Source organism: Pseudomonas sp. Colony2 (genome assembly GCF_019382755.1).
Classification (GTDB): Bacteria; Pseudomonadota; Gammaproteobacteria; order Pseudomonadales; family Pseudomonadaceae; genus Aquipseudomonas.
In genome coordinates this window covers 5,697,406-5,714,335 of the sequence record NZ_CP080030.1, presented here as the reverse complement: position 1 = coordinate 5,714,335, position 16,930 = coordinate 5,697,406, and the positions used below count along the sequence as shown (strand labels likewise).

At 58.6% G+C, this 16,930-nt stretch carries 21 protein-coding genes; 19 read left to right on the top strand and 2 right to left on the bottom strand.

Features of this window, described 5'->3' with window-relative positions; all coding sequences use genetic code 11:
- Nucleotides 1-523 (bottom strand): OprD family porin (locus tag JV201_RS29950; protein WP_257903256.1); only part of this gene is annotated, 523 nt, incomplete at its 3' end.
- Nucleotides 524-1,406: 883 nt separating this feature from the next.
- On the opposite strand from JV201_RS29950, the gene JV201_RS23015 reads away from it, so the two are divergent.
- Nucleotides 1,407-1,832: an HIT domain-containing protein gene (locus tag JV201_RS23015; RefSeq protein WP_003209794.1), complete on the top strand. Its 426-nt coding sequence runs from the start codon at nucleotides 1,407-1,409 to the stop codon at nucleotides 1,830-1,832.
- 3 nt (nucleotides 1,833-1,835) lie between these two features.
- On the top strand, nucleotides 1,836-2,042 hold the full coding sequence (locus JV201_RS23010) for a SlyX family protein (RefSeq protein ID WP_003209796.1): 207 nt from the start codon (nucleotides 1,836-1,838) through the stop codon (nucleotides 2,040-2,042).
- 85 nt (nucleotides 2,043-2,127) lie between these two features.
- Here JV201_RS23010 and JV201_RS30110 read toward each other — a convergent pair whose 3' ends face one another.
- On the bottom strand, nucleotides 2,128-2,730 hold the full coding sequence (locus JV201_RS30110; protein WP_003209798.1) for a cold-shock protein: 603 nt from the start codon (nucleotides 2,728-2,730) through the stop codon (nucleotides 2,128-2,130).
- Between the two features lie 428 nt (nucleotides 2,731-3,158).
- On the opposite strand from JV201_RS30110, the gene JV201_RS23000 reads away from it, so the two are divergent.
- From JV201_RS23000 to queC, 17 genes are all read left to right on the top strand, one after another.
- Nucleotides 3,159-3,632 (top strand): Dps family protein, encoded by a 474-nt coding sequence (locus JV201_RS23000; RefSeq protein WP_003209800.1) that lies wholly within the window; start codon nucleotides 3,159-3,161, stop codon nucleotides 3,630-3,632.
- A 209-nt stretch (nucleotides 3,633-3,841) separates the two neighbouring features.
- Nucleotides 3,842-4,195 (top strand): ribbon-helix-helix domain-containing protein, encoded by a 354-nt coding sequence (locus JV201_RS22995; RefSeq protein ID WP_043225921.1) that lies wholly within the window; start codon nucleotides 3,842-3,844, stop codon nucleotides 4,193-4,195.
- Nucleotides 4,196-4,413: 218 nt separating this feature from the next.
- Entirely contained in the window at nucleotides 4,414-4,635 is a 222-nt protein-coding gene (locus JV201_RS22990; protein ID WP_003209804.1) for an FmdB family zinc ribbon protein, read from the top strand.
- A 108-nt stretch (nucleotides 4,636-4,743) separates the two neighbouring features.
- On the top strand, nucleotides 4,744-6,519 hold the full coding sequence (gene aspS / locus JV201_RS22985; protein WP_003209808.1) for an aspartate--tRNA ligase: 1,776 nt from the start codon (nucleotides 4,744-4,746) through the stop codon (nucleotides 6,517-6,519).
- A gap of 151 nt (nucleotides 6,520-6,670) precedes the next feature.
- Complete coding sequence (locus JV201_RS22980) at nucleotides 6,671-7,417, top strand: YebC/PmpR family DNA-binding transcriptional regulator (protein WP_219406079.1); 747 nt, start codon at nucleotides 6,671-6,673, stop codon at nucleotides 7,415-7,417.
- A 155-nt stretch (nucleotides 7,418-7,572) separates the two neighbouring features.
- Nucleotides 7,573-8,097, top strand: a complete 525-nt coding sequence (gene ruvC / locus JV201_RS22975; RefSeq protein WP_003209812.1) for a crossover junction endodeoxyribonuclease RuvC — start codon at nucleotides 7,573-7,575, stop codon at nucleotides 8,095-8,097.
- A 115-nt stretch (nucleotides 8,098-8,212) separates the two neighbouring features.
- Complete coding sequence (gene ruvA, locus JV201_RS22970; protein ID WP_003209814.1) at nucleotides 8,213-8,824, top strand: Holliday junction branch migration protein RuvA; 612 nt, start codon at nucleotides 8,213-8,215, stop codon at nucleotides 8,822-8,824.
- On the top strand, nucleotides 8,825-9,883 hold the full coding sequence (ruvB, locus tag JV201_RS22965; protein WP_003209815.1) for a Holliday junction branch migration DNA helicase RuvB: 1,059 nt from the start codon (nucleotides 8,825-8,827) through the stop codon (nucleotides 9,881-9,883). It begins immediately after the preceding gene.
- 138 nt (nucleotides 9,884-10,021) lie between these two features.
- Complete coding sequence (gene ybgC / locus JV201_RS22960) at nucleotides 10,022-10,477, top strand: tol-pal system-associated acyl-CoA thioesterase (protein WP_008432379.1); 456 nt, start codon at nucleotides 10,022-10,024, stop codon at nucleotides 10,475-10,477.
- Between the two features lies 1 nt (nucleotide 10,478).
- Nucleotides 10,479-11,174, top strand: coding sequence for a protein TolQ (gene tolQ / locus JV201_RS22955; RefSeq protein WP_003209819.1), 696 nt, complete (start codon nucleotides 10,479-10,481; stop codon nucleotides 11,172-11,174).
- A 23-nt stretch (nucleotides 11,175-11,197) separates the two neighbouring features.
- Nucleotides 11,198-11,650, top strand: coding sequence for a protein TolR (tolR, locus tag JV201_RS22950; RefSeq protein WP_161635741.1), 453 nt, complete (start codon nucleotides 11,198-11,200; stop codon nucleotides 11,648-11,650).
- Entirely contained in the window at nucleotides 11,650-12,723 is a 1,074-nt protein-coding gene (gene tolA / locus JV201_RS22945) for a cell envelope integrity protein TolA (protein ID WP_003209823.1), read from the top strand. Before tolR ends, tolA begins: the two co-directional genes overlap by 1 nt.
- Before the next feature lie 17 nt (nucleotides 12,724-12,740).
- Nucleotides 12,741-14,021, top strand: a complete 1,281-nt coding sequence (tolB, locus tag JV201_RS22940; protein WP_032868196.1) for a Tol-Pal system beta propeller repeat protein TolB — start codon at nucleotides 12,741-12,743, stop codon at nucleotides 14,019-14,021.
- A gap of 55 nt (nucleotides 14,022-14,076) precedes the next feature.
- Nucleotides 14,077-14,577 (top strand): peptidoglycan-associated lipoprotein Pal, encoded by a 501-nt coding sequence (gene pal, locus JV201_RS22935; protein WP_003209827.1) that lies wholly within the window; start codon nucleotides 14,077-14,079, stop codon nucleotides 14,575-14,577.
- A 6-nt stretch (nucleotides 14,578-14,583) separates the two neighbouring features.
- On the top strand, nucleotides 14,584-15,417 hold the full coding sequence (gene ybgF, locus JV201_RS22930) for a tol-pal system protein YbgF (RefSeq protein ID WP_023659229.1): 834 nt from the start codon (nucleotides 14,584-14,586) through the stop codon (nucleotides 15,415-15,417).
- Nucleotides 15,418-15,581: 164 nt separating this feature from the next.
- The gene (gene queE / locus JV201_RS22925) at nucleotides 15,582-16,229 is read left to right on the top strand and encodes a 7-carboxy-7-deazaguanine synthase QueE (protein ID WP_003209831.1); all 648 of its coding nucleotides are present in this window, start codon (nucleotides 15,582-15,584) and stop codon (nucleotides 16,227-16,229) included.
- Between the two features lies 1 nt (nucleotide 16,230).
- Entirely contained in the window at nucleotides 16,231-16,908 is a 678-nt protein-coding gene (queC, locus tag JV201_RS22920; RefSeq protein ID WP_043225928.1) for a 7-cyano-7-deazaguanine synthase QueC, read from the top strand.
- The last annotated feature ends 22 nt before the right edge of the window (nucleotides 16,909-16,930 follow it).

Here is a 16,930-nt window from a genome sequence, read left to right as displayed (position 1 = left end):
CAAGTTTCAGGCCTTTGATTTCGTTGCTGGTAATCGAAACGCCCTGAGGCAGTTCAGGCAGCAAACGGCTGTCGTCAGAAGCGAAAACAGGCGCAGTGGTGTATTGGTCGCCGATTTTCAATACCGTATCGGAGATACGGAATTTAATGGCGCCGCCGCCTTTGGAGTAGTCATCCTGCGCGCGACCGTCTGAACCATTAGGGAACAGACCGGTACCGGCGCGACCCTTGCCGCTGTCGAGCTTGACGCCCAGCAGGCCAATGGCGTCGAAGCCGACACCGATGGTGCCTTGGGTGAAGCCCGACTGGTACAGGCCGTTGAAGCCCAGACCGGTTTCTTCGCGACGGCTTTGGCCGGTGTCATTGTTACGGAAGTCGCGGCTGAAATACAGCAGGCGAGTGTTGATGCTGAAAGTGCTGTCTTCAACAAAGCCCTTGGCATCGTCCTGGGAGGACGCGATTGCGAACTGCGAGGTGCCTGCTGAAACAGCCAGGGCGATCATGCTCCACTTCATCACGCGCATCGTGATTTGCTCCTTTGGTTTTAGGAAGAGTACTGCCGTCCCACCTATATTTTTGTCTGGGCGGCTCTTTCTTTTTTGTGTCGGCGCAAAGTTATATCACGCAGACATTATTGACGATACTTGCACATCTATCCTTTCAGCTTCTTTACGGGCCTGTCGTAAATTGCTAGCTCCATGTCGCAAATTCACAGTCCACTTGTAACCGGACTGACAACTTCAATGCTGTTTTAAAACCTTGGAAGCGGGGTGGAAAAGTCACCCCTGAAAGTTTCAACTCATCCCTGCCAGGCATTGAACCGCTGTTATTTTCCGTCGCGAAACACCTGCTTCCCGCCGGTGCCGTTGTCGACGATATGGGTGTGAATGCAACAAGCGTGCACAAACCCGTAACCGAATGTGATTTTTTCGTGAAAAGTGTCAACGGCCTGTAAAAACCGCATAAGCACGGGCTTTTTACGCCGTTTGGTTTGGCCTTGACGCGCCTGCCGTACTCCGGTTCGGTGGCGCATAAAACCTGTACCAGAGCAAAACGTTACCGGTTCACCCCGTTCGGTGGGTAGTTGGCGGATCCCTTTGAAGCACAAATGGGTCATTTTGGTGCAGTGCTTCGCTGACTGCGTTTCTGCTCCCGTTCAGCCTTGGCCTTTTGAAAGCCGTCTGGCTCAAGGTCTTGAAGCATGTTCCGCGTCCCGACTTTGACCAGAATTGGATACATTGGTCATTTAGCGTAGCTGAAATATTGGCCTGTCTCGAAATGGTGCGCTTTTTTTCGTGGCGTCCTGTTTGGGCGCGTATTCGGCCACGCGCATTCGCCGTGAAGCGACCGGCATTCGCAGGTATGCTGGGCGCCTGAAACCTGACCCGCCGAACGGGAGTGACTGCTGTGTTCGCCTTAGATCCACGTCTTCAACAAGACACCTTGCCTATCGGGGATTTCCCCCTGTGTCGGCTGCTGCTTTCCAATGACTCGAATTACCCCTGGTTCATCCTGGTGCCGCGCATCGACGGTATCAGCGAAGTGTTTCAACTGGATGTCGCCGACCAGCAGCGGGTGTGGCAGGAAAGCACGGCGCTGGCACAGTGGCTGAACGAAGGGTTCGGCGCCGACAAAATGAATATCGGTGCCTTGGGTAATGTGGTCAGCCAACTGCACGTGCATGTGATCGTACGCAAGCGCGACGACGCGGCCTGGCCTGCGCCGGTCTGGGGCAAGCACCCGGCGAAGCCCTACAGTGACGAGCAAGTGGTGGCAATTCGTGCGCGCCTGCGCGAGATCCTGCCGGCCGACTTCACGTTCCTGGAGGCTTGAGCCATGGATCTTCAAGCCCGCGTGACCGACCTGGAAAGCCGCCTGGCCTTTCAGGACGACACCATCGAGACCCTGAATGACATCCTGGTCACCCAGCAGCGTGCCGTGGAACGCCTGCAGTTGCAGATGACTGCGTTGCTCAAGCGCCAGGAAGAAATGGGCGGCCAGTTCGAGTCGTCCGAGGAAGAGGCGCCGCCGCCTCATTATTAATAAGGCAGGGGTTGACCCCCCGGGCATAAAAAAACCGCGATGCAGCCAGGCTGCATCGCGGTTTCTTTTTTTCGGGGTGCTGGAATCAGCGACGCGGCAATGCGGCGATCACATCTTCAGCTTGCAGCCCCTTGTCACGGTTCATGACGGAGAACTCCACGCGCTGGCCTTCCACCAGTACGCGATGGCCTTCGCCGCGAATCGCCCGGAAGTGGACGAAGATATCGTCGCCCGAATCCCGGGAAATAAAGCCGAAGCCCTTGGAGGTGTTGAACCACTTGACGGTCCCGGTATCCCGGTTGGTCATGTCGTAGCTTTGCGACGCAGCGGCCGGGGAGGAGCGGTAAAAACTGATGGCCAGATGAAGAACGATGGCTACCAGTGCTATTGCCAGGCTGAGCAGGACGGCCGGGTGGCCACCCACTTCAGGCATAGGCGCCAGCAGGGTGAGGGTTTGCACGACAACAGCCAGGACCAGCAGGGCGCTGACCAGGTTTTGCAGTTGATGACGCGGGCCTTTGTTCCAGTATGGAATGACTGGAGCCAGTGTCAGGTTAAGAAGACCAAAGAAGGTCAGGTAGAGAGCGTCAGGTTGCTGCAGGTAAGGCAGGGTCTCTGATCGCAGGCTGGGGATAAAGGACAGCAGCAAAGCTGCAGCGCCCGTTAGCAGGTGGACGATTTTCAACATTTTGATTAACTCACGTTAAGACGGATCACAAGGAAGAGCTGACGGGCACGGTTCGCTTCTGAACAATGGGAGGCGTTGGGCACGTGCACGGGTATCAGCCTATGCCGCTTGCCGCGAAAAATATCGGCGGCGACACGCTGCCTATTTAACAGCAAAGCCTGTGCCTACTCAAATCAAGCATTTCAGGCTGTTACAAGGGGCACGGCATTTCTGCGTCAAACACTTGTCCTAGACAGGTGCAGGCTTTTTCGCAGGTGCTGGGTAATTTTTCCGGTAGCTGTTGAAGCCTTGCCTGTCGGGCAAGCCCGCTCTGCAAGGGGCGATTTGCCGCACCTCGAAAGGGTCAGCCAGGCTGCGCACGGCCGGCACTCTTGCTAGAGTTGTCCTGCACCTGATCAATGAATTTTTATCAATTGAAGGGGAAACACATGGCAATCGATATTGGTATCAGTGAAGAAGACCGTAAATCAATCGTTGATGGACTTTCGCGACTGCTTTCCGATACCTATGTACTTTACCTGAAGACCCACAACTTCCATTGGAACGTAACGGGGCCCATGTTTCGTACACTGCACTTGATGTTTGAAGAGCAGTACAACGAACTGGCGCTGGCGGTGGATTCAATCGCAGAGCGTATTCGTGCCCTGGGCTTTCCCGCACCGGGTGCCTACTCGGTGTATGCGCGACTTTCTTCGATCAAGGAAGAAGAGGGTGTGCCGAGCGCTGAAGACATGATCAAGCAACTGGTCGAAGGCCAGGAAGCGGTGACTCGCACAGCCCGGGGTATCTTCCCGTTGTTGGATAAAGTCAGTGATGAACCGACGGCGGACTTGCTGACCCAGCGTATGCAAGTGCATGAAAAGACCGCATGGATGTTGCGTTCCCTGCTCGAAAACAAATAACACCGGTGGCGGGAGGGCGTCGAGCTGACGCCCCTCGCATGCCTGCTTCCCGGCGATTTCCGTGATTCCGCGAGCTTCCTGATACGCGCGTTGGCTTGTCCTACGGTGATCGGCTCCCTGTCTTCTGGCTGCACTTGTCGTCTTGATGTTTTATAGCTCAACGGCCAACGAGAACATGAGTGGCCGTCAGGCAATGGAGTGTCAAGTGTATGTCACGCGGAGCAGGTAATGGAGTTATGGAAACGTGCGGATTGCACAAGATAAAGGTAGATCCCTTTGCCAAGGGGTTCGATATGAACTTGGCCAGGCCATTGTCCCGATCGGTTCGGCTTAATGGTTTTTCGACGTGTTTGCGGCTCGAAGAGGTGTATTGGAATATCCTCGCGGAGATCGCCAGGATCAATACGTGTTCGGTCAGTGCGCTGCTGTCTTACGTGGACCGGGAAGTGCACTTGCGTTATGGCGGTGTAAAGAACTTCAGCGGTCTGGTCAGGGTGGTTTGCGTGGTGCATGTATTGAAAGGGCGGCTTGTCGCGCCCAGTGTCCAGCCGGACCCTGCATGAACCTTGTGCCGGGCGCCCGTCCCGGGATTGCCCCGGCTCGGGCGCCCGGCAGAAGCCTGCTGCAGTCATCTATATAAAGAGCAGCGCGCCGCTACGGCTGCACAGCCTCGATTTACCAGATATAATCCCGGGCTTTGCTGCGCATGCCGGGACTTTCCCACAGGATAGAGCCAGGGCAGGGCGTGGCGCAGTAATGATCTGATCGCCGAGACATCTCCATGCCCATGTACGACTATCAATGCGCTTCCTGTGGTCATCAGTTGGAAGCCATTCAAAAGATCAGCGCAGCGCCGCTGGTCGATTGCCCTGCCTGCCAGGCACCGGAGCTCAAGAAGATGTTGTCCATGCCGGGCTTTCGCCTGAGTGGCAACGGTTGGTACGAGACCGACTTCAAGACCGGTTCGAAGAAGAATCTGGCCGGCGGCGACAAAGCAGACTGAGTTGAACTCTACGCGCAGGCTCCTGCATTATCCGTCACCTGACTTAGCTGTACGGTGATGAGGCGGGCCTCCACCGAATTTCGAATTACGAGAAGCGAAACCACTATCATGATGCGCAGCCACTATTGCGGCCAACTGAACGAGACCCTGGAAGGTCAGGAAATCACCCTTTGCGGATGGGTTCACCGTCGCCGCGACCACGGCGGGGTGATCTTCCTCGATATCCGTGATCGTGATGGTCTGGCCCAGGTGGTGTTCGATCCGGACCGCGCCGAGAGCTTCGCCGCCGCCGATCGCGTGCGCAGCGAGTACGTCGTGAAGATCACCGGCAAGGTTCGCCTGCGTCCGGCCGGTGCCACCAACGCCAACATGGCGTCGGGCATGATCGAAGTGCTGGGTTACGAACTGGAAGTGCTGAACGAGTCGGAAACTCCGCCGTTCCCGCTGAACGAGTTCTCTGACGTTGGCGAAGAAACCCGCCTGCGTTATCGCTTCCTGGACCTGCGTCGCCCGGAAATGGCCGAGAAGCTGCGCCTGCGTTCGCGCATGACCACCAGCATCCGTCGCTTCCTCGACGAGAACGGCTTCCTCGACGTCGAGACGCCGATCCTGACCCGTGCTACCCCGGAAGGCGCCCGCGACTACCTGGTGCCGAGCCGTACCCACGCCGGTTCCTTCTTCGCCCTGCCGCAATCGCCACAGCTGTTCAAGCAACTGCTGATGGTCGCCGGCTTCGACCGTTACTACCAGATCGCCAAGTGCTTCCGTGACGAAGACTTGCGGGCCGACCGCCAGCCGGAATTCACCCAGATCGACATCGAGACCAGTTTCCTCGATGAAAAAGAGATCATGGGCATCACCGAGCAGATGATCCGCAACCTGTTCAAGGAAGTGCTGAACCTGGAGTTCGGCGAATTCCCGCACATGACCTTCGAAGAAGCCATGCGCCGTTACGGTTCCGACAAGCCAGACCTGCGTAACCCGCTGGAACTGGTTGACGTTGAAGACCAACTGAAAGATGTCGACTTCAAGGTGTTCAGCGGCCCGGCCAACGACCCGAAATGCCGTATCGCCGCACTGCGCGTGCCTGGCGCTGCGAGCATGCCGCGCAAGCAGATCGACGACTACACCAAGTTCGTTGGCATCTACGGTGCCAAGGGCCTGGCGTACATCAAGGTCAACGAGCGCGCCAAGGGCGTCGAAGGCCTGCAGTCGCCAATCGTCAAGAACATCCCTGAAGCCAACCTCAATGTGATCCTGGATCGTGTTGGCGCGGTTGACGGCGACATCGTGTTCTTCGGTGCCGACAAGTCGAAGATCGTCAGCGAAGCGCTGGGTGCACTGCGGATCAAGGTCGGCAACGACCTGAACCTGCTGACCTGCCAGTGGGCGCCGATGTGGGTTGTCGACTTCCCGATGTTCGAAGAAAACGACGACGGCAGCTTCAGCGCACTGCACCACCCGTTCACCGCGCCGAAGTGCACGCCGCAAGAGCTGGAAGCCAACCCGGCTGGCGCTCTGTCCCGTGCCTACGACATGGTGCTCAACGGCACCGAGCTGGGTGGCGGTTCGATCCGTATCCACCGCAAGGAAATGCAGCAATCGGTCTTCCGCCTGCTGGGCATCAACGAAGATGAGCAGCAAGAGAAGTTCGGCTTCCTGCTCGACGCCCTGAAATACGGCGCGCCACCCCATGGCGGCCTGGCCTTCGGCCTGGACCGTCTGGTGATGCTGATGACCGGTGCCCAGTCGATCCGTGAAGTGATTGCCTTCCCGAAAACCCAAAGTGCTGCCGACGTCATGACGCAAGCGCCGGGTGTGGTGGATGCCAAGGCACTGCGCGAGCTGCATATCCGTCTGCGCGAGACACCAAAGGCTGAGTAAGGCCGCAGCGTGAAAGCGCGATAAGGTTTTACATTGTCAGCTAAGGGCGCATCTTCGGATGCGCCTTTGCGTTACAAGGGCTGCACGTTAAAGAGGGAAGTCCCGCCTGGGGCGGGATCGACAGGTTTCTACAGAATTTCGGAGTTGTGTTATGGCTGGCCATTCCAAGTGGGCGAACATCAAGCACCGCAAAGAGCGTCAGGATGCCAAGAAAGGCAAGATCTTCACCAAGTGGATTCGCGAGCTGACCGTTGCCGCGCGCCAGGGTGGCGGTGACCCGGGTTCCAACCCGCGCCTGCGCCTGGCCCTGGACAAAGCCCTCGGCGCCAACATGAGCCGCGACATCATCGACCGCGCCGTGGCCCGTGGTGCCGGTGCGGCCGATACAGACGACATGGTCGAGTTGAGCTACGAAGGCTACGGCCCGGGTGGCGTGGCGGTGATGGTCGAGTGCATGACCGACAACCGCAACCGTACCGCGGCTGCCGTGCGCCATGCGTTCAGCAAATGTGGCGGCAACCTCGGCACTGACGGTTCGGTGGCCTACCTGTTTGAGCGCAAGGGGCAGATTTCCTTCGCGCCTGGCGTGGATGAAGATGCGCTGATTGAGGCGGCAATGGAGGCCGATGGCGACGACGTGGTGACCAACGAAGACGGTTCCATCGACGTGTTCACCTCGTTCGCGGGCTTCTATTCGGTGCGTAACGCCCTGGAAGCGTCTGGTTTCAAAGGCACCGACGCGGAAATCGTGATGCTGCCGACCACCAGCGCCGAGCTGGACCTGGACGGGGCGCAGAAGGTACTCAAGATGCTCGACATGCTTGAAGACCTGGATGACGTGCAGAACGTCTATTCCAATGCCGATATTCCGGAATCGGTGGCTGAACAGCTAGGCTGAAGGATGATGCAGATCTAATGTGGGAGCGGGCTTGCTCGCGAAGGCGGCGTGTCAGTCAGTCAATACGGTGACTGATACACCGCCTTCGCGAGCAAGCCCGCTCCCACATTTTGATCTTGGCTATATCAAGAATTTTTTATCCAACTGCAGGCGTTATGACTCTAATCCTAGGTATCGACCCCGGTTCGCGAATCACCGGCTTTGGCGTGGTCCAACAGACCCCGCGAGGCTGCGTGTACGTGGCGTCGGGCTGTATCCGTACCGGCGCCGGCGAGTTGGCCGAGCGCTTGCAGATCGTGTATCGCGGCGTGCGTGAAGTGATCCAGACCTATGGGCCGGTGACCATGGGCATCGAAAAAGTGTTCATGGCGAAAAACGCCGACTCCGCCCTGAAGCTCGGCCAGGCCCGCGGTGCGGCCATTGTGGCCGGAGCCGAGGAGGGCATGGAGATCGCTGAATACACCGCGACCCAGGTCAAGCAAGCCGTGGTCGGTACCGGTGCTGCCAATAAAGAGCAGGTGATGATGATGGTCATGCACATGCTCAAACTCACCGCCAAACCGCAAATCGATGCCTCCGACGCCCTGGCCATTGCCATTTGCCATGCCCATACCCGTTCCAGCCTGATGCCTCATGGCTTGGGGACCGCACGCAGTCGTGGCGGCCGGCTGCGTCTCTGATAGCATCAGCGCATTCATTCTGCGTGGGGTGCATGAACGGCCTGTGCTGTCGGCCGGCATGCCCGCGTTATTACCGGCCAGGCCTTGATTTGAGCCGATTCTTAAGGATTCGAACGTGATTGGACGCTTGCGCGGCACCCTGGCTGAGAAACAGCCACCGCACCTGATTCTGGATGTAAACGGGCTGGGTTATGAGCTTGAAGTGCCCATGACCACCCTCTACCGCTTACCGTCGGTCGGTGAACCGCTGACCCTGCACACTCACCTGGTGGTGCGCGAAGACGCGCAATTGCTCTATGGGTTCGTTGGCAAGCGTGACCGGGATTTTTTCCGTGAGCTGATCCGCCTCAACGGCGTGGGGCCGAAGCTGGCGCTGGCGCTGATGTCGAGCCTGGAAGTGGATGAATTGGTGCGCTGTGTGTCGGCCCAGGACACGTCCGCGCTGACCAAGGTACCGGGCGTTGGCAAGAAAACCGCCGAGCGCCTGCTGGTGGAGCTCAAAGACCGCTTCAAGGCCTGGGAGGTTGTGCCGAGCATGTTTGCCCTGGTGCCCAACCAGCCTGATGCGCCGGGTGTGCCGGTGGCCAGCGCTGAAAGCGATGCGGTCAGCGCGCTGATCTCCCTGGGCTACAAGCCGCAAGAGGCGAGCAAGGCCGTGTCAGCCATCAAGGACAAGAACCTGAGCAGCGAAGACATGATCCGCCGCGCCCTGAAGGGAATGATTTAAGTGATTGAAGCTGATCGTCTGATCGCGGCCACCGGGCCTCGTGATCGTGAAGAAATCCAGGACCGGGCGATTCGCCCCCTGAGCCTTGCCGAATACATCGGCCAGCCCACCGTGCGCGAGCAGATGGAGCTGTTCATCCAGGCCGCGCGCGGGCGCAGCGAGTCCCTGGACCACACGTTGATCTTCGGCCCGCCCGGGCTCGGCAAGACCACCCTGGCCAACATCATCGCGCAGGAAATGGGCGTGTCGATCAAGTCCACCTCCGGCCCCGTGCTGGAGCGCCCGGGCGACCTGGCGGCGCTGCTGACCAACCTGGAGCCCCACGACGTACTGTTTATCGACGAGATCCACCGGCTTTCGCCCATCGTCGAGGAAGTACTGTACCCGGCCATGGAAGACTTCCAGCTGGACATCATGATCGGTGAAGGCCCGGCGGCGCGCTCGATCAAGCTCGACCTGCCACCGTTCACGCTGGTGGGTGCGACCACCCGTGCGGGCATGCTGACCAACCCGCTGCGAGACCGTTTCGGGATTGTTCAACGTCTAGAGTTCTATAGCACGGCGGATCTGGCCACCATCGTCAGCCGTTCGGCGAGCATCCTTGGCTTGCCCCTGGACCCGGAAGGCGCCTTTGAAATCGCCCGCCGCGCCCGTGGTACCCCGCGGATTGCCAACCGTTTGCTGCGCCGGGTGCGCGACTTTGCCGAAGTGCGGGCCAAGGGGCATATCACCAAGCCCGTGGCAGACCTGGCGCTGAACCTGCTGGATGTGGATGAGCATGGCTTTGATCACCAGGACCGGCGCCTGCTGTTGACCATGATCGAGAAGTTCGACGGCGGCCCGGTGGGCGTGGACAGCCTCGCCGCCGCCATCAGCGAAGAGCGGCATACGATTGAGGATGTACTGGAGCCGTATCTGATTCAGCAGGGCTACATCATGCGCACGCCAAGGGGGCGTGTGGTCACCCGGCATGCGTATCTGCACTTTGGGTTAAACATTCCGTCACGATTGGGCGAGATGCCCGTAGTAGACGAATTCCTCGATGCAGTAGACGATTAAAAACGCTTGGCGATTCGATTTATTCGGAGTTTGTGCTGTCCTAGTGGCTGGCGTCGTCATTCTTTCGTTAGAAATGTGCCACAGAATGAAAAACAGTTGCCTGGCCGGATTGGCAACCTGAGGAGTAAGCACTAGAGTATGCGCGCGCAAAACGGGGATCAGTCGTTCGCACATCGCTGTCGCGTTTATTACGAGGACACCGATGCTGGCGGCATCGTTTATTACGTCAATTACCTAAAGTTCATGGAGCGGGCTCGAACCGAGCGGCTACGGGAGCTGGGCTTTGCCCAATCCCAGCTGGCAGGGGAGGACCTGTTGTTTGTCGTGCATTCCAGCGAGGCGCGTTACCACGCGCCGGCGCGACTGGACGACGAGCTGCTGGTCAGCGCAGAAATAACCGAATTGAACCGTGCCAGCCTGCGCTTTAAACAGCAGGTCAGGCGGGCTACGGATGCAACGCTGCTCTGTGAGGGGCAGTTCCTGGTGGCCTGTGTTCGCACCAATAGTTTGAAACCCCGGGCCATTCCCGAAACTCTACGCGCGGCCTTTGCCGGCGTGAGCGGCGCGGGTAAACATTCAGAGCAGGAGATTTAGCGTGGAACCTACCGTCGTCGACCATTCCTCCATGTGGAGCCTGGTCAGCAATGCCAGTGTCGTGGTTCAACTGGTGATGCTGGTCCTGGTAGCCGCATCGGTTACCTCTTGGGTCATGATTTTTCAGCGCAGCAACCTGCTGCGTGCTGGTCGACGTGCCCTGGAGAGCTTCGAAGAGCGCTTCTGGTCGGGTATCGACCTGTCCAAGCTGTACCGCCAGGCGGGCAGCAACCCGGACCCGGATTCGGGCGTCGAGCAGATCTTCCGCGCCGGCTTCAAGGAATTCTCCCGTCTGCGCCAGCAGCCAGGCGTTGACCCGGAAGCGGTCATGGAAGGTGTGGCCCGTGCCATGCGCGTCGCCATCTCCCGCGAAGAAGAAAAGCTTGAGCAAAGCCTGCCGTTCCTCGCCACCGTAGGTTCCGTCAGCCCGTATATCGGCCTGTTCGGTACCGTATGGGGGATCATGAACTCCTTCCGCGGCCTGGCCCAGGCCCAGCAAGCGACCCTGGCCACCGTGGCCCCGGGTATCGCCGAAGCGCTGATCGCCACCGCCATCGGTCTGTTCGCAGCTATTCCCGCAGTAATCGCCTACAACCGTTTTGCCGCTCGTGGCGAAACCTTGATCAGCCGTTACTACACCTTCGCCGATGAATTCCAGGCGATCCTGCACCGTAAAGTGCACACCAGCGAAGAATAAGCAGGTAATTCCCAATGGCTTTAATCGCTCGAGCTCGCAAAAAGCGCAAGCCGGTCGCCGAGATGAACGTAGTGCCTTACATCGACGTGATGCTGGTGCTGCTGGTTATCTTCATGGTGACCGCGCCGATGCTCAATCAGGGCGTGAAGGTTGATCTGCCCAAGGTTTCCAGCGAAGCCTTGCCGCAGGACAACAACACCCAGGTCCTGACCATTTCGATCAAGGCTGACAAGACCTATTACTGGAACCTTGGCAGCGAAGTCGACACTCAGAAACAGCAGGACAAGGCCATGACCTTGCCGCAGATGACTGATGCCGTGACCAAGATCATTCGCGCCGGCAACGAAGGTGGCAAGCACACCCAGGTGTTCATTCGCGGCGACAAGGTCGTCGACTACGGCTCCGTCATGGGCGCCATGGGCGGGCTGCAGAAGGCCGGGGTCGGTAATGTTGGCTTGATTACCGAGGCGCCCTGATGCACCAACAGCGAGAGCCGTCCGCCTCGGAAAGCTACTTCTGGCCTAGCGTCTGGGCAATTGCCCTGCACGTCCTGGTGTTTGGCATGCTGTTCGTCAGCTTTGCCATGACCCCGGACCTGCCGCCAGCCAAGCCGATCGTGCAGGCGACCCTGTATCAGCTGAAATCGAAAAGCCAGGCCACCACCCAGACCAATCAGAAGATTGCGGGTGAGGCCCAGAAGTCGGCTGCGCGCCAGACTGAAGTCGAGCAGATGGAACAGAAGAAGGTCGAGCAGGAAGCGGTGAAGGCTGCTGCGGAACAAAAGAAAGAAGAGGCGGCTCAAAAGGCCGAGGAATCGAAAAAGGCTGACGAGGCGAAGAAAGCTGCAGAGGCGCAAAAGGCTGATGAAGCCAAGAAAGCCGATAAAGCTGCCGAAGCCAAGAAGGCTGAAGAGAAACAATTGGCTGATATAGCCAAGAAGAAATCTGAAGAAGAAGCCAAGAAGGCTGCCGAAGAAGAGGCCAAGAAAAAGGCCGCTGAAGACGCGAAGAAAAAGATAGTCGAAGACGCGAAGAAGAAAGCCGCGGACGACGCCAAGAAGAAAGCTGAAGCTGACGAGGCGAAGAAGAAGATCGCCGACGATGCGAAGAAGAAAGCTGCTGCCGATGCCTCCAAGAAAAAGGCCCAGGAAGCAGCGCGTAAATCGACCGAAGACAAAAAGGCCCAGGCCTTGGCCGATTTGCTTTCCGACACGCCGCAGCGCCAGCAAGCCTTGGCCGATGAACGTGGTGATGAAGTCGCGGGCAGTTTCGACGACCTGATTCGTTCACGGGCAGCGGAAGGGTGGACCCGTCCTCCTTCGGCACGTAAAGGCATGACAGTAGTGCTGCAGATCGGCATGTTGCCGGACGGTACGGTGACTTCGGTCAGCGTGGCCAAGTCCAGTGGCGACGGTTCGTTCGACAGTTCGGCGGTAGCAGCGGTCAAGAACATTGGCCGGTTGACCGAGATGCAGGGAATGAAACCAAGCGACTTCGCTCCCTACCGTTCATTCAAGATGACATTCACACCTGAGGATCTAGCCTTGTGAGAAACCTTCTTCGAGGAATGCTTGTCGTTATTTGCTGCATGGCAGGGATAGCGGCGGCGGATGAAAAGAACATCCTGGTCACCAGCGGTAGCGATCGGGCCACCCCGATCGCCGTTGTGCCGTTTGGCTGGCAGGGCGGCAGCGTGCTGCCGGACGACATGTCGCAGATCATCAGCGATGACCTGCGCAACTCCGGCTACTACGCACCGATCGACAAAGGCAACATGATCAGCCAGCCGACCCAGGCCAGCGAAGTCATCTTCCGTGACTGGAAAGCGCTGAACGCCCAGTACCTGATGGTGGGCAGCATCACGCCCGCCGGCGGTCGCCTGCAGATCCAGTACACCCTGTTCAACGTCGCGACCGAGCAGCAAGTGCTGACCGGCAGCGTGTCGGGCACCACGGATCAGCTGCGGGACATGGCGCACTACATCTCCGACCAGTCGTTTGAAAAACTGACCGGGATCAAGGGTGCCTTCTCCACGCGCTTGCTCTATGTAACGGCCGAGCGTTTTTCGGTAGACAACACTCGTTACACTTTGCAGCGTTCCGACTATGACGGCGCGCGTGCAGTGACGTTGCTGCAATCCCGTGAGCCGATCCTGTCGCCGCGTTTCGCGCCAGATGGCAAGCGTATCGCCTACGTGTCCTTTGAACAGAAGCGTCCACGGATCTTCGTCCAGCACATCGATACCGGTCGCCGTGAGCAGATCACCAACTTCGAAGGCCTGAATGGCGCGCCAGCCTGGTCGCCGGATGGTTCACGCCTGGCATTCGTATTGTCCAAGGATGGCAACCCGGACATCTACGTGATGAACATGGCTTCGCGCCAACTGAGCCGTGTTACCAGCGGCCCGGGCATCAACACCGAACCGTTCTGGGGCAAGGATGGCTCGACCATCTACTTCACCTCCGACCGTGGCGGCAAGCCGCAAGTCTACAAAACCAGCGTCAACGGCGGCGGCGCCGAACGAGTGACCTTTATTGGTAACTACAACGCTGCACCTAAGCTTTCGGCTGATGAAAAGACGTTGGTGATGATTCACCGTCAGGATGGTTTCACTAATTTCCGGGTTGCGGCCCAGGATTTGCAGCGTGGAACCGTAAAAATCCTTACAGATACCAACCTTGATGAGTCAGCTACTGTTGCGCCCAACGGCACCATGGTAATCTACGCCACCCGCCAGCAGGGCCGGGGAGTCTTGATGCTCGTGTCCATTAATGGACGCGTAAGGCTCCCGCTTCCTACCGCTCAAGGCGAAGTCAGAGAACCGTCCTGGTCCCCTTACCTGAACTGACGCGGCGCTACAAAAAGAAGTACTTAACACACTGGGGTTCATTAGGAGTTTCACGATGGAAATGCTGAAGTTTGGTAAGTTTGCTGCTCTGGCTCTGGCTCTGTCCGTAGCCGTTGGTTGCTCGTCTAAAGGCGGCGACAATGCCGGTGAAGGCGCAGCTGTTGATCCAAACGCTGGTTACGGCGCTAACACTGGTGCAGTTGACGGCTCCCTGAGCGAAGAAGCTGCTCTGCGCGCTATCACCACTTTCTACTTCGAATACGACAGTTCGGACCTGAAACCAGAAGCCATGCGCGCTCTGGACGTTCACGCGAAGGACCTGAAAGCTAACGGCGCTCGCGTTGTTCTGGAAGGTAACACCGACGAACGTGGTACTCGTGAGTACAACATGGCACTGGGCGAGCGTCGTGCGAAAGCCGTTCAGCGCTACCTGGTTCTGCAAGGTGTTGCTCCAGGCCAACTGGAACTGGTTTCCTACGGTAAAGAGCGTCCAGTTGCTACTGGCCACGACGAGCAGTCCTGGGCTCAAAACCGTCGCGTCGAACTGCGTAAGTAATTCGTCATGCGAACGTGCCGTCGTGCTCTAACTGTATTGGCTCTCAGCCTGGCACCGCTTGCGGTGTGGGCTGCGGTTCCTGTGGAAGATAGCAACTCTGGCTATAACAATAGCGGGAGCAGTTATCCGCCAGCGGGTTATGGCACGAACGGCGCCTATGCCGGGGGCGCGGCAACTGCCGCGCCTTCGGCACAGGGCGAACTGTTCAACCAGCTGCAACGCATGCAGGATCAATTGTCGCAGCAACAAGGCACGATTGAGGTTCTGCAGAATCAAGTGAACCAGCTGAAGCAAGAAGGCCTGGAGCGTTACCAGGATCTTGATCGACGCATTGGAGCCGGCGTTACACCAGCCGCCACTCCTGATAATTCTTCTGCCGGTGGCGCCGCAAGCGCCGCCGGTGGTGCAGCGGCAGGGGCCGCGGCTGCGAGCCAAGCCCCTGCCGCCAGCAGCGAACCGGGTGATCCGGCGAAGGAAAAGCTGTATTACGATGCAGCCTTCGACCTGATCAAAGCCAAGGATTTCGATAAGGCCAGCCAGGCTTTTACCGCATTCCTGCGCAAATACCCGAACAGCCAGTACGCGGGCAACGCCCAGTACTGGTTGGGTGAGGTGAACCTGGCCAAGGGTGATCTGCAGGGCGCAGGCCAGGCATTTGCCAAGGTCAGCCAGCTGTACCCCAAGCACGCCAAGGTGCCGGATTCGCTGTACAAACTGGCTGACGTAGAACGCCGCCTGGGTCATACCGACAAGGTCAAAGGCATTCTGCAGCAGGTGGTGGCCCAGTATCCGGGTACCTCTGCGGCCCAGTTGGCTCAGCGGGATCTGCAACGCATGTAAGCGTCGCAACCCGTTCAGAAGAAACCCGCGCCCTGCGCGGGTTTTTTCGTTAGAATCCACGCCCTTTTATGAAACACGCTTCCTGGGGTTTACGCGTTGGCGGAATTCCTCGAAGTGCCTGACGGAGGCGGACAGCCTGTTTAGCTGTTACGCCCGTGGCGACTATGCAAGACACATTACGTATCACCGAAGTTTTTTACTCGTTGCAGGGTGAAACGCGCACTGCCGGGCTGCCCACTGTATTTGTGCGCCTCACCGGTTGCCCGCTGCGTTGCCAGTACTGCGACAGCGCCTACGCCTTCAGCGGCGGCACCGTGCGCACCCTTGAAGACATCCTTGAGCAGGTGGCCGGTTACCGGCCGCGTTATGTCTGCGTCACGGGTGGCGAGCCCCTGGCACAGCCCAATGCCATTCCCTTGCTCAAGCAGTTGTGCGATGCCGGCTACGAGGTGTCCCTGGAAACCAGCGGCGCCCTCGATATCTCTGCAGTCGACCCTCGGGTCAGCCGAGTCGTCGACCTCAAGACCCCAGGCTCCAAGGAAGTGCACCGCAACCGCTACGAGAACATCGAGCTGCTGACGGCCAACGACCAGGTCAAGTTCGTCATCTGTTCCCGTGAAGACTACGACTGGGCGACCTCCAAGCTGATCCAGTATGGCCTGGACCGCCGGGCCGGCGAAGTGCTGTTTTCCCCCAGCCATCATGACCTGAATGCTCGCGACCTGGCCGACTGGGTTGTTGCAGACAACCTTCCGGTGCGTCTGCAACTGCAGCTGCACAAGTACCTGTGGAACGACGAGCCGGGGCGCTGAGATGACTGATCAAAAACGTGCGGTGATCCTGCTGTCCGGCGGCCTCGACTCCGCGACCGTGGTCGCCATGGCCCGTGCAGAAGGCTACAGCTGCTACACCATGAGCTTCGACTACGGCCAGCGTCACCGTGCCGAACTGAACGCTGCCGCCCGTGTCGCCCGAGACCTGGGCGCGGTTGAGCACAAGGTGATCGGCCTGAATCTCGACGGCATGGGTGGCTCGGCGCTGACCGACAGCTCCATAGACGTGCCGCAAGGCCCCAGCGAAGGCATTCCGGTGACCTACGTGCCGGCACGCAACACGGTCTTCCTGTCCCTGGCCCTCGGCTGGGCCGAGGTGCTCAATGCCCGCGACATCTTCATCGGCGTCAACGCCCTGGACTACGCCGGATACCCGGACTGCCGCCCCGAGTACATCGAGTCGTTCGAGCGCATGGCCAACCTGGCGACCAAGGCCGGTGTAGAAGGGCAGGGCTTTCGCATCCTGGCGCCACTGCAGAACCGTAGCAAGGCCGATATCGTGAAGGCAGGCGTAGGACTTGGCGTCGATTACTCGCTGACTGTTTCCTGCTATCAGGCAGACACTGATGGTCGCGCTTGTGGGAAATGCGACAGCTGCAGACTGCGTGCAGAGGGCTTCCAAGCGGCCGGAATTACTGACCCAACGCGTTATTTCTGATTTATTTTAAATAAGGTGTTGA